We start from the raw sequence: 12,752 nt of genomic DNA, 5'->3' as shown, positions 1-12,752 counted from the left end.
TGATTGGGGATACGATTTTATGCTATCATATTTATTAACTTCTATTTTTGAGTGGAAATATTATGTCTTACCAGCAGATGCATATTGTATTATCAGCCGATCCTAAATATGCCGAACAAGTGATTACCTTAATCAAATCAATTTGTTTCTATGATACAAACGTTCACTTCTATTTAATCAATAAAGATTATTCTAATGAGTGGTTTAAATCTTTAAATCAATATCTTGCTTATTTCCACAGTGAAATCACTAACGTATCGGTTCAAGCGGATTTCTTCCAACAATTGAAAACGATTGCCCATGTGAGCGATATTAGCTTCTACCGCTGTTTGATTCCACAAATTATCCAAGCAGATAAGGTGCTGTATTTAGATAGTGATATTATTGTGAACGGTTCCTTAAGAGAACTGTATGATCACGATATTAGCGATTATATGCTGGGCGCTGTTGAAGATTATATTCTGAGCAGCCGTTATTTTAAGTATTCGATATTGGACTGCTATCCTTACTTTAATTCTGGCGTGTTATTACTCAATAATAAAAGATGGCGAGAAATTCCGGACTTGCAACAAAAGCTGATGGCAACTGTTGAACAATATAATCGTCAAGGTGGTGATTTAGGCGATCAAGATATTTTAAATATGCTATTTATGCATACTTGGTTACCTTTGCATCGAAAGTATAATTATCAATTTGGTGATTATTACTACTTAAAGCAGCTCAATCATTTTGAGCTGTATTCTGAAATTATGGATATCGGTGAGCATCAGCCGTTAGTGATTCACTATAATTGTGCTTATAAACCTTGGGTTGCTGGCTGTGAAAATTAATTGGATATTGAACAACGCTATTGGTTTTTCCATCGTTTAGAATGGGCTGAATTAATTCGTTATCTTACAGAATAAACGTTAAGAATAAAAACGGTTAATTTGCCCTACTTTACAGATTAACCGCAAGGTGGTGTGTATACCACTAGGTTTAGATTATAGCTGTTGGAATAATTTTCGTTGCGTCCCAGAAATCAATGTGAGCATTGACAACTGGGGCAATAATATTAGCGCGAATAACAAAATCACCGAAAGCTTCGTTGGCTTGACGCTCAGTTGCCCAACGGGCGACTAATTGGTCAATTTCATTCACGATTTCCGGTAAAGTAATATTTTCTTTATACAAGCGAGGAATACGCAAACCTGCACGATCGCCGCCGATATGTAGGTTATAACGTCCAATCGCTTTACCGACTAAGCCGATCTCCGCTAACATTGCCCGTCCGCAGCCATTTGGGCAGCCGGTGATACGGGTAATAATGCTTTCATCAGTAACATGATGTTTACTTAGCACTTTATCGAGTTCGCTAATAAAATCCGGTAATACCCGTTCTGCTTCCGCCATTGCCAATGGACAAGTCGGCAAGGATACGCAAGACATCGCATTCTCACGCAATTTTGAAATTTCTTGGATTAATCCGTATTGGCGAGCAATTGCTTCAATCTGTGCTTTATCTTGTTCCGCAACATTCGCTACGATCAGATTTTGATTGGCAGTGATACGAAAATCGCCTTTATGTGCTTTAGCGAGTTCTAGCACGCCTGTCATTAAAGGTTTTTCAGGTTTATCGGTAATACGACCACTTTCAATGAATAAGGTTAAGTGCCAGTTATTATCAATGCCTTTAACCCAGCCGATACGATCGCCTCGTTCGGTGAATTCAGACGGACGTGTCGGTTCGAATTTGATATTCATACAACGTTCCACTTCCGCTATAAAGCCGTCTAGTGTCATATTTTGTACGGTATAACGCACACGTGCATTTTTACGGTTGGAGCGGTTACCGAAGTCGCGTTGGGTTTTTACCACACCTTCGGCGGCGGCAAGCGTATGCTCTAATGGTACAAAACCGAGTGAATAAGCGACATTCGGATAAGTTTTGGTATTACCGTGTTCGAAGGATAATCCACCACCAACTAATACGTTAAAGCCGCATAGCTGCCCGTTCCCATCTTGAATCGCAATAAAGTTTAAATCGTTGGCATACACATCCACATCGTTAAGCGGTGGAATAGCAACAGCGGTTTTAAATTTACGAGGAAGATAGGTTTTACCGAGAATCGGTTCATCTTCAATTTTGAGTAAATCATCCGAGCTTTTGACTTTTTTGCCATCGACCCAAACATCTAAATAACCACGAGAACGAGGCAATAAATGTTCAGAGATTTTTTTTGCAAACTCGTAGGCTTGTTGGTGTAATTCGCTTTCAATCGGGTTTGAAGTACAAAGCACATTACGGTTCATATCAGCAGCGGTCGCAATCGAATCCAAACCGATGCTATGTAGCAAACGGTGCATCGGCTGTAATTTGCCTTTTGGTACGCCGTGATATTGGAACGTTTGGCGATTGGTTAAACGAATCGATTGATAGCGGGTATGTTCACGAGCAAATTTATCAATCTCAATCCATTGATAAGGTTTGATAATACCGCCGGGCAAACGGCAGCGAAGTAACATAAATTTTAACGGCTCAAGTTTCTCTTCTAAACGCTCGGCACGAATATCTCGGTCATCTTGTTCATATATACCGTGAAAGCGAATCAGTTGGAAATTATCACCTTTGAAACCGCCGGTTAAACCGTCTTTTAAATCATCTAAAATTGTGCCACGTAAGAAATTACTGTCGGTTTTTAAGCGTTCATTGTCAGATAACGGTTTTTCTTGCCATTCTAATCCGGTTTGTTTTTTGTCTGTCATTGTTCATCACTCCCAAAATTTAATACACATCACGCTGATAACGCTTTTCTTCACGTAAATTATCTAAATATTCTTCCGCCTCGTCTGCGGTGAGATTGCCTTGTTGAGCAATGACATCCAATAAGGCTTGATTAACATCTTTTGCCATACGGCTGGCATCGCCACATACATAGAGATAAGCACCTTGTTGTAGCCATTGCCATAATGTCTCGGCTTCTTCACGGATTTTGTCTTGTACATAAATTTTTTGCTCCTGATCTCTCGACCATGCAAAACTGTATTTATGCAGGAAGCCGTCTTTAGCAAATTGTTGCCATTCGGTTTGATAGAGGAAATCGGAGGCGAAATGTTGATTACCGAAAATCAGCCAGTTTTTACCTTCCGCTTCATCGGCGGCACGTTGTTGTACAAAGGATCTGAACGGCGCGATACCGGTACCGGAACCGATCATAATGATCGGTTTTGAGGAATCTTGCGGCAATTTGAAGTTGTCATTGTGTTCAACAAAGATCCGTACTTGTCCGTCTTCTTCAACACGATCAGCTAAATAACTTGATGCACCACCGGCACGTGTTTTGCCGTTATATTCATAACGAACCACACTGACACTAAGATGTACTTCTTCACCGACCTCGGCTTGTGCGGAGGAAATCGAATATAAACGAGGGGTTAGTGGACGCAGTAAGGCAAGCAACTGATCTGCTGAGAGGACCGCCGGATAACTATTGATGACATCAACAAGCGGTGTATTTTGCACAAAATTTTGCAATTGTTCGTTATCCGCCACAATCGCATCTAATTCTGCGTGATGAGCAAATATTGCGTAGGCTTTAACAAATGCTGTTGTGTTCTGCGTAAGTTCAAATTGCGTTTGTAAAGCGGTGGTTAGCGGTAAGCTTTTATCTTGCAAAGTCACCTGTTCTTCTGCAGATAAGCCAAGAGCGGTTAGAATTTCATTAACTAATGCCGGATCGTTTTCAAAGTACACGCCCAGTACATCACCGGATTGGTAACTTAAATCGGAACCGCTTAAATCAAATTCTAAATGGCGCACGTCTTTTTCCGCATTGCTAGCCGTGATACGCTGGTTAGTAATTAAGGTCGCCGGAAAAGGATTCTCTTTGCTGTATTTTGATTGCTTAGTCGCTAATTGAGGTTGAGTATCTGCTACTGAATTAACCGCAGTGCTTTCGCTGTTTTTGGTTTTGATAATGTCGACAATATCGTTGATCCACTGATCAGCGGTGGCCTGGAAGTCTAAATCTGCATCGACACGTTCGAATAAACGTGTTGCGCCTAAATCGTGAAAACGTTGATCGAAATCTTTACCGGCTTGGCAGAAGTTCGGATAAGAGGAATCGCCTAAACCTAATACAGCAAATTGCAAGCGGTCTAATTTCGGCGCTTTTTTACCATTGAGTAGTTTTAATAACAGCACACCTTCTTCCGGTGCTTCGCCTTCGCCCTGCGTTGAGGTGACTAATAAGACGATCTGCTCATCGGCAATATTTTTTGCCTTATAGTCTTTTAATGAAGTGCGAGTCACATTTATCCCTTCAGCGGTTAAGCGTTCGGCAAGTTTATCGGCAACGGATTTAGCATTGCCGGTTTGTGAAGCGGAAAGTACCGTCACTTTAAGCGGTTCTGCTGGCACCAAAGCGGTTAAATTTGACGGATTTTTTGCAAAATTTTCGCTAATACTATTTGCGCCTTGAGCCTTCGCCCAAGCGTATCCAGATAGCCATGCCAGTTGTAAGTGATCTAAATTTGCCAAAACTTGTATGGTTTCAGCGGATAAAGGTAATTCGCCTTTATTCTCAACGCTCATATAAAATCCCCACGTTTAAAAAATACTTCAATGGCGTATTTATAGAGCGATTTTATTATTCTTAAAAATACTAGCAGGGCATAGTTTAGAGCGTAATGGAATATCAAATTTAAAATATGGGATTAGATCAAAGTTTATAAATGAATTACAGGTGACTATGGGAAAAAATTTGGTGTTTTTATACGTTTTCGAAATATGAGAAAAGATTTTGCTATGTATTAGCGTGAATAAATTGTAAGTAGAAAAACAGGACATAAGTTATGCCCTGCAATTAATTGAGCAGCTAAGCAATCGTGATAACAAACGCAAAGACGCATAACCAAAACAATTGTACTTTTGCATTTTGACGATTGATCGCTTGATTATGTAAGCGGCGTTGTTCCAATTTTTCCCGATAAACAGCTAAGTCCGCCTCTTTAAATGAAAAACCGCAATGCGGGCAAGCGATAACACTTTCCTAATTTTGTGCCGACATTCGGGGCAACGTTGTAATGCCATAACAGTTCCTTAAAACAAGCGGTCGAATTTCGCTGACTTTTTGCAAAATTTTGCCAAAATCCGACCGCTTGTAATTACCAAATACGAATACGTTCCGCCTCATTGCGATACATCTTATCGCCAGCTTTGGTTCCGAATGCACGATGGAAACCGCTGATATTCAATACCGGTGCATAAGCACGGAATTGGCCCGGTGCGTGCGGATCGCTTTTCACTTGGTGAGTAAGCGCTTGCACGGTCGCTTTATGACGCCATGAACGTGTCCAGCTCATAAAGAAGCGTTGATCACTGGTGAAGTTTTCAATCGTTGGGCTGATACCATGATCTTGCTCATACAATTTCAACGCATCGTAAGCGATACTCAAACCTCCTAAATCGGCAATATTTTCACCCAAGGTGAAACGCCCGTTGACAAATACTTTCGGCGCAACTTCAAACTGATCAAATTGTGCGACTAATTTATCTGCCAAAGCTTCGAATTTTTTGCGATCGTCTGCCGTCCACCAATCTTTTAGATTACCTTCCCCGTCAAATTTTGAACCGCTATCATCAAAGCCATGGGTGATTTCATGGCCGATAATCGCCCCGATTGCCCCGAAATTGACCGCCGGATCTGCCTGTTGGCTATAAAGTGGTGCTTGTAAAATGCCAGCTGGGAACACAATCCGGTTCATTAACGGGCTGTAGGAAGCATTGACCACTTGCGGCAGCATTCCCCATTCATTTACATCGACCGGTTTGCCGACTTTAGCTAGGTTATAGTCGTAGCCCCATTTGGCAATTTGTTGCATATTGGCGTAGAGCGTACCGCCTTGCGCCACGGTTTTAAGGGTTAAGTTGCTGTAATCTCGCCATTTGTTCGGATAACCAACTTCGACAATAAACTTATCTAATTTAGCTTTCGCTTTTTGTTTGGTTTCCGCCGACATCCAAGCTAAGTTATCAATACGATGATGATAGGCTTTAACTAAATATTTCGCCATTTCCAGTACATCATTTTTTGCCGATTGCGGGAAGAATTCCGCCACATAAAACTGTGCAAATTCTTGTCCAAGCAGGCTATTTATCGTGGCTAACGCACGTTTTTCTAACGGACGTTGTTGTTTCTGACCCACTAATTTTTTGCCGTAAAACTCAAAACGAACATCATCCATTTCTTTGTTCAAGTAAGGGGCGTTGTCCGACAAGGTGCGGAATAATAAGTAGTCTTTAATTACCGCTAAGTTTTGCGGATTGATAAGCTGATCCAATGCTTTGAAATAACGAGGCTCATATAAAATTACCTCATCGGTTTCCACACCAACCGCCTTCAAATACTGAGCTAGATCAATGTTTTTACTCAGTTTTTTCAGCTGTGCCATATTGGTTGGGTTGTAGCGTTTTTGGATGTCACGCTCTTCTTCATTGGTAAATAATGTTTTCGCAATCGCTTTTTCGTAAGCAACAATCGCTTTAGCCTTCGCCGCTGGGTTTGTTACGTTCGCATAACCTAAAACCTGTTCGATATAATCTTGATAAAGTTTTAAGGTGGCGCGGTTTTCCGGCGTATCTTTTTGGAAATAATCGTTACTTAAACCTAAATCCACATTGCTTAAGTAGACACCGTTTTGGCGGGAGTTTTTTAAGTGAGCGAATACCGACCAGCCGAATAACACTTCGTTACCGGCTTTGGTTTCTTCAATCAAATAGCGTTTTAAATCGGCAAATGTATTGAGCTGTTTGATTTTCTCAATATCTTTTGCAATTGGAGTAAGCCCCGCTTGCTCACGCGCATTTAAGTCCGTATAGGTTTCATATACCGCTTTTAAACGTTGGGCTTTCTCATCATTTGCAAATTTCGGCTCGGAAATAACCGCTTGTAAGAATTTAATCGAACGCTGTTCATTCAATTCGTTTAATTCCGCTAATGTTCCCCATGAGGTTCTGTCCGCTGGAATTTGCGCTTTTGCAAGCCATTTACCATTTACAAAGCGATAAAAATCTTGTTGCGGCGCAACGGTGTTATCGACACCTTCCGTTAGGGTAGATTGATATGTTGTACAACCGGCTAATCCAAGCGAAAGGGTTGCCAGACTTAATAAAAATTTTTTTGCCATAACCTTACTCAACTAAAATTTTGTGGTGGGATTGTCTAAATGCTTTTGGGGTATCTAAATATTCCTTTTTAAATACCGAATAGAAATAGGGTAAAGAGGGATAACCGCAAATTTCTGAAATTTCTTGGATCGAAATATTAGTAAATTGTAGCATATATTTTGCACGATTCAGTTTTTCTTCATGAATCACTTAGTGAATTGTCTTATTCAATTCGTTTTTAAAACGTTGTTCTAAATTAGAACGTGAAATTCTTAAATGGTCGAGAACTTGCTCAGTTTTAATTCCTTTGCAGGCATTATGATGAATATAGTGCATTGCTTGAATCACAAACGGATCTTGGAATGCCGTAAAACGCGAACTGATTAATACCTTTTTGTTTTAAATGCAAAAACGCCATTTCAACCAGTGCGTAATTGTCGGTTGCGACATAAGGTACTTTTGGATAAAACGTTTCATTTTTATATGAACCGCCAACCGCAGTGACTGGGATATTTAATTCGCCTAATAATGTCGCCGTTTCTAGGTCATCAAAATCAGCAATAATACCGTCAATTAATAAACCTTCAATATCTTTTTTATGATAGGTGAAATCATCTTGCATAAAGATATTCCAAGTACATTGGGAGGCTTGAATATATTGCCCGATACCTTCGATAACTCGGCGATCATAAATTTTATTTGCATTAAAGAGCAGTGCAATTTTGAAGTTTTTATCTGACATTCGTCCCTCCTTTGAAGCGTTACTATAAAATAAATCACTTTTATGCGCAAAAGGGGAATGACAAGCGGTCATATTTCAATGAAATTTTGCAAACCTCACATTGCAAGATATGTGAGGTTTGGAAGATACGCTACCAAAGTGAATGAACACTTGGACGGATTAGTCGGTTATAAATTTCAGCTACTTCTGCATTTGTGCATCAGTTAAATCAGGGAAAGAGTCTACCGCCGCATTTGCAATCAGTTGCGATACTTTGCTTGTACCGAGGATAACCGTACTCACCGCTTCGTGCATTAGTACCCAACGCAAGGCGTAAGGAATCAGATCTTCCTTGCCAAACAAGGCTTTTAATTCATCAGCGGCTTGTAAACCGAGTTGATAATCTACACCGGAGAAGGTTTCGCCCTTATCAAACGCTTCGCCATTGCGATTGAAGGTGCGATGATCGTCTTTGCCAAAGGTAGTTTTGGCATTATATCTGCCTGTTAGTAAACCACTAGCAAGTGGTACTCGAGCGATGATACCGACATCTTTGAACAGTGAGGCATCAAAACCAACACCATTGAGTTTAATCGGTGCAGACCACGGGCCTTGAATATCTTTCGCCGTCGTTAAGTAATTGGTCATGTCTTTGAAAGCACCGTCCACCACTTTCACATCGGTATAAACTAACCAAAATTGCCCATCAGCGTAGGAAAGATCAGGTGCCCAAATCCCCCCCCCCCGAAGATGGATTACCTTTCATATCTAATAAGGTTGTCGTATCCAACACATTCTTGATTAAGTTCCAGTACACAAGATCTTTAGAAGCGTGAATTCGTACACCGGGGAACCATTCAAAAGTTGAAGAGGCAATATAATAAGTATCTTCTACTCGCACAATTGACGGGTCTGGGTTAAAGCCCGGTAGAATTGGATTTTGAATTTGCATAATAGACTCCTATTATTAAATCGGATTATTTTTTAGAATAAGCGGTAATTTTTTCATTAATGTGATCAATATCAGTATCGCTGAGTGAATAACGACTCATCACTAAACTTGCCACAATCGCTAATGCAATCGGCGCCCAAATCATTGAAATATTAATACCGGATAATGCATCGCCAGTTTGTACAGCTAACGAACCGTCAAAACCATAAACTGCATTAATATAGCTAGGGATAATACCGCCTAACGCCAAGCCGATTTTGAAGAACAAGCCCATTAACGCATTGATAATCCCTGCCACACGTTTTTTCGATTTGAATTCACCGAAGGTAATTACTTCTGGCACTACCGCCCACATAAAACCGGTTGCAGAAGTTAAGCCCCATTGTTGTAAGAAACGACCGATATAACCAAGAGTCGGCGAATCTTTAAAAGCGTCAAATTGCCATACCCATAAGCAGAGTTGCCCTAATACAAAAATACCGAGGAATAAGTGGAAGAAATTCTTTTTACCGATACTACGGCGCAATTTAGGCCATAGGAACACTAGGAAAATACCCGGAATTGAACCTAATAACCCGATAGAAGCAATCCATTCGGAATGACCAATGTTATATTTTAAGTAGAACGGCCACACGGTATTCCCGAAAAACATAAAAGTAAAACCGATTAAAAAGAACAGACCAAGAATTTGTAGTGGACGGTTACGTTTTAATTCAATGATAAGGTCGGAATATTTTACTTTTTGAGTTTCTTCTTCAGTTGGAATAATGCGTTCTTTGATTCCTGCATAAGAGAACATTAATGCTGCAAAACCAACCACCATATAAACCGCATAGACTTTAAACTATGCTGGACCTGCCGCTGCCGACATATAATCGCCTAATTGCAATTCGATACCGAAAAAGCCGGTATTTTTAAGTTCCGCATGAGGAGCAAGTAATTGGACAAAAAGAGGAAATAAGGTATAAACCAATAAATTGGCAATATTTGCCATGGTCATACGGGTTGTGGTGAGTTTGGCAATTTCTTCCGTATCACGGGTTAAAGAAGCGGAAAGCGAGCCGTAAGGAATATTCACAAAAGAATAAATCATCGCAGTGGCAAAATAAGAAAGGAAAGCATAAATCACTGAACCACGGACAGATTCAAGCGGTAAGAAAAGTAAGGAGGCCAAAATAACAAGTGGGATACCGAATTTCAGTAAATAAGGACGATATTTACCTTGTTTGGTCGGTTTGCTTTTATCAATAAATGCCCCCACCCAAGGATCCCAAAACACATTACTCCATTTCACAATTAAGAAGATTGTTGCACCTGCTGCGGCAGAAATACCGTTTACCGTTGTAAGGTAAGTCAGTAAGAAACCGCCAACCGTACCAAAAACTAAATTTTGTGCTAAATCACCACTGCCATACGCAATACGCTCAAAGGTGCTGAGTTTAGCAAACTTGTTACTTTTATCAGTTGCCATGTTCATATGAACTCCTTTTGGTTAAATTGACAAGCTTATTTTCAAGTAAAAAATTTGTACTTCAATTATCATTCTTTTTTATGCATTACGTTTTTTTCGCTTTTGTGATCTCTGCCACAAAACAATAAAAAAATAAGTAAATCAATAGGATATAAAAAAAAGCATATCTCTTTAAAAAGATATGCTTTTTGAAAACTATTTATGATAAGCGGTCATATTTCTGCAAAATTTTGCAAGGATTTGACCGCTTGTTGTGTAACCAAATTAGGCTTTTTTCTTACTCATACTATCCTCCCAGACTGCAAGCAATAAGATGGCTCCTTTTACAATGTATTGCCAGAAAGTTGGAACGTCTAACATACTCATACCGTTGTCGAGTAAAGCGATAATGAAAGCACCGATCACTACACCATAGATAGAGCCGATACCACCGGCTAAACTTGCACCGCCGATGACACAAGCTGCAATTGCATCAAGTTCGGCATTTTGTCCGGCTGACGGCGCACCTGCACCTAAACGAGAACTTAAAATCAAACCGGCGATACCGACTAATAAGCCGTTGATTACAAAAATCATTAATTTCACTTTCTCAACCGCAATCCCGGATAAACGGGCAGCATCAATATTGCCGCCAATCGCATAGATATGGCGACCGAATGCGGTTTTGCGTGCGATAAATGTACTGGCAATTGTGAGTAAAGCGAGTAATAATACTGGGAATGGTACGCCACGGTAGTCGTTAAGTAGATAAATTGCGCCAAGTACTACAATTGCTACTAAGCCGTATTTCATCGTTTCTTTACCCATGGCCGGCACATTTAAATTAAGATTTTGACGTGCTTTACGTTGGTAACTGCCCCAAGCGATGAATAGGAGCATACCGATTGTGCCTAAAATCATCCCCACCGTATCAGGAAGATAACCTTGACCAATTACAGTCATATCTTGGCTGATTGGGGAAACGGTTGTACCGTTGGTTAAGCCGATAAGTACGCCACGGAAAGCAAGCATACCGGCGAGCGTGACAATGAAAGATGGTACTTTTTGGTAAGCAACCCACCAACCGTTCCAAGCACCTAATAATAAACCGAGTGCAAGGGTAACAATGATAGTGACGGAAAGCGACCAGCCCCACCAAACATTAGTAATTGCGACAAATCCGCCGAGTAAGTCCATCATCGAACCGACTGATAAATCAATTTCTGCCGAGATAATCACAAACACCATACCAATAGCGAGAATCCCCGTGGTAGAAGTTTGGCTGAGTAAGTTAGAGATATTTCTCGCACTTACATAAGCCCCGTCAGTGGCAACAGAGAAGAATGCCATAATCACGACAATGGCAATCAACATAATATAAACTTGTAAATTAATTGATTTTAACTTGTTCATAGGTTACTCCTTGAGGGCGGCTTCCATCACTTGTTCTTGGGTTAAATTATGATTGATTAAATCCGCTTTGATTTTGCCTGGTGCATGACAAGCACACGATCACTGATACCCAGCACTTCCGGTAATTCTGATGAGATAACAATCACAGTCATGCCCTGTTGGGCAAGTTGATTGATGAGTTTGTAGATTTCGTATTTTGCCCCAACGTCAATGCCTCGGGTCGGTTCATCTAAAATCAGAATTTTAGGATTGAGCAACAAGCATTTCGCTAGGATTGCTTTTTGTTGGTTACCGCCGCTTAAACGCCCTATGGCAAGCTCCGGTGACGAAGTTTTCACCGTAAGTTTGGCGATAGATTGGTTGATAATGGTTTCTTCTAACGGTTCATTAATTACTTTTTTACCGAAACAGTAATGCGGCTAATGTGATGTTTTTACCGACACCCATAATCGGCACAATTCCGTGTTTTTTACGATCTTCCGGCACCATTACAATATTTTTCTCAATCGCCTGAGCACAATTTTTGATTTGGCCTTTTTGCCCTTCTACATAAATATCACCTTGGTATTTTCCTAAATACGAACCGAAAATACATTGTGCCATTTCAGTTCGACCTGAACCTACCAAGCCTGCCACACCAAGGATTTCACCTCGTTTTAGCGAAAAACTGGCATTATCTACCCGCTTGATATGTGTATTGGTTGGATGCCAAGCGGTGATATTTTCCACTCGTAAAATTTCTTCTCCAATGTCGTGTGGCTCGTGTGGGTAAAGAGAGGTAATTTCACGACTTACCATCATAGTGATAATGTCATCTTCACTCATTCCTTTTGCTGGGCGAGTACCGATATATTCGCCATCACGAATCACGCAGAAATTGTCTGAAATCGCTTTGACTTCATTCAGTTTGTGCGAAATATAGACGCACGCAATATTATGTGCTTGTAAGTCTTTGATAAGATTGAGCAAAATTGCCGTTTCGGTTTCAGTCAAAGATGCAGTTGGTTCGTCTAAAATTAATAAGCGCACTTGTTTATGATCTGCCCCCCAAAAGTTGGACTAAACCTCC

7 protein-coding genes and 4 pseudogenes are annotated in these 12,752 nt (G+C 40.4%); 1 reads left to right on the top strand and 10 read right to left on the bottom strand.

What is annotated here, in order from left to right; all coding sequences use genetic code 11:
- The first annotated feature begins 62 nt into the window (after positions 1–62).
- On the top strand, positions 63–830 hold the full coding sequence (locus HMPREF0027_RS10020) for a glycosyltransferase family 8 protein (RefSeq protein WP_005624888.1): 768 nt from the start codon (positions 63–65) through the stop codon (positions 828–830).
- Positions 831–978: 148 nt separating this feature from the next.
- On the opposite strand, the gene cysI is transcribed toward HMPREF0027_RS10020, so the two are convergent.
- The 10 genes and pseudogenes from cysI to HMPREF0027_RS12835 all read right to left on the bottom strand — a co-directional run.
- Positions 979–2,745, bottom strand: coding sequence for an assimilatory sulfite reductase (NADPH) hemoprotein subunit (gene cysI / locus HMPREF0027_RS10015; RefSeq protein WP_005624887.1), 1,767 nt, complete (start codon positions 2,743–2,745; stop codon positions 979–981).
- 19 nt (positions 2,746–2,764) lie between these two features.
- Positions 2,765–4,573, bottom strand: coding sequence for an assimilatory sulfite reductase (NADPH) flavoprotein subunit (locus HMPREF0027_RS10010; protein WP_005624886.1), 1,809 nt, complete (start codon positions 4,571–4,573; stop codon positions 2,765–2,767).
- A 283-nt stretch (positions 4,574–4,856) separates the two neighbouring features.
- Positions 4,857–5,071: pseudogene (locus tag HMPREF0027_RS10005) on the bottom strand (zinc ribbon domain-containing protein).
- A 74-nt stretch (positions 5,072–5,145) separates the two neighbouring features.
- Positions 5,146–7,167, bottom strand: coding sequence for a M13 family metallopeptidase (locus HMPREF0027_RS10000; protein WP_005624885.1), 2,022 nt, complete (start codon positions 7,165–7,167; stop codon positions 5,146–5,148).
- A gap of 4 nt (positions 7,168–7,171) precedes the next feature.
- Positions 7,172–7,889: pseudogene (locus HMPREF0027_RS09995) on the bottom strand (AraC family transcriptional regulator).
- A 180-nt stretch (positions 7,890–8,069) separates the two neighbouring features.
- Positions 8,070–8,603, bottom strand: coding sequence for an aldo/keto reductase (locus HMPREF0027_RS12955; protein ID WP_276324251.1), 534 nt, complete (start codon positions 8,601–8,603; stop codon positions 8,070–8,072).
- Positions 8,590–8,820, bottom strand: coding sequence for a family 43 glycosylhydrolase (locus HMPREF0027_RS12950; protein ID WP_005624878.1), 231 nt, complete (start codon positions 8,818–8,820; stop codon positions 8,590–8,592). Before HMPREF0027_RS12950 ends, HMPREF0027_RS12955 begins: the two co-directional genes overlap by 14 nt.
- Before the next feature lie 25 nt (positions 8,821–8,845).
- Positions 8,846–10,291: pseudogene (locus HMPREF0027_RS12030) on the bottom strand (MFS transporter).
- A gap of 264 nt (positions 10,292–10,555) precedes the next feature.
- The gene (locus HMPREF0027_RS09975; RefSeq protein ID WP_005624872.1) at positions 10,556–11,683 is read right to left on the bottom strand and encodes a sugar ABC transporter permease; all 1,128 of its coding nucleotides are present in this window, start codon (positions 11,681–11,683) and stop codon (positions 10,556–10,558) included.
- A gap of 3 nt (positions 11,684–11,686) precedes the next feature.
- Positions 11,687–12,718, bottom strand: a pseudogene (locus HMPREF0027_RS12835) (ATP-binding cassette domain-containing protein); the annotation flags it as partial.
- Positions 12,719–12,752: the final 34 nt, after the last annotated feature.

The sequence above is a fragment of the Actinobacillus ureae ATCC 25976 genome, assembly GCF_000188255.1.
GTDB lineage: Bacteria > Pseudomonadota > Gammaproteobacteria > Enterobacterales > Pasteurellaceae > Actinobacillus > Actinobacillus ureae.
Note: the sequence above shows the minus strand (reverse complement) of the source record. Positions and strands in the feature narration are given on the sequence as shown.

Coding starts and splice junctions, on each gene's coding strand:
- HMPREF0027_RS10020 (WP_005624888.1), top strand. CDS start 63: ATGTCTTACCAGCAGATGCATATTGTATTATCAGCCGATCCTAAATAT.
- cysI (WP_005624887.1), bottom strand. CDS start 2,745: ATGACAGACAAAAAACAAACCGGATTAGAATGGCAAGAAAAACCGTTA.
- HMPREF0027_RS10010 (WP_005624886.1), bottom strand. CDS start 4,573: ATGAGCGTTGAGAATAAAGGCGAATTACCTTTATCCGCTGAAACCATA.
- HMPREF0027_RS10000 (WP_005624885.1), bottom strand. CDS start 7,167: ATGGCAAAAAAATTTTTATTAAGTCTGGCAACCCTTTCGCTTGGATTA.
- HMPREF0027_RS12950 (WP_005624878.1), bottom strand. CDS start 8,820: ATGCAAATTCAAAATCCAATTCTACCGGGCTTTAACCCAGACCCGTCA.
- HMPREF0027_RS09975 (WP_005624872.1), bottom strand. CDS start 11,683: ATGAACAAGTTAAAATCAATTAATTTACAAGTTTATATTATGTTGATT.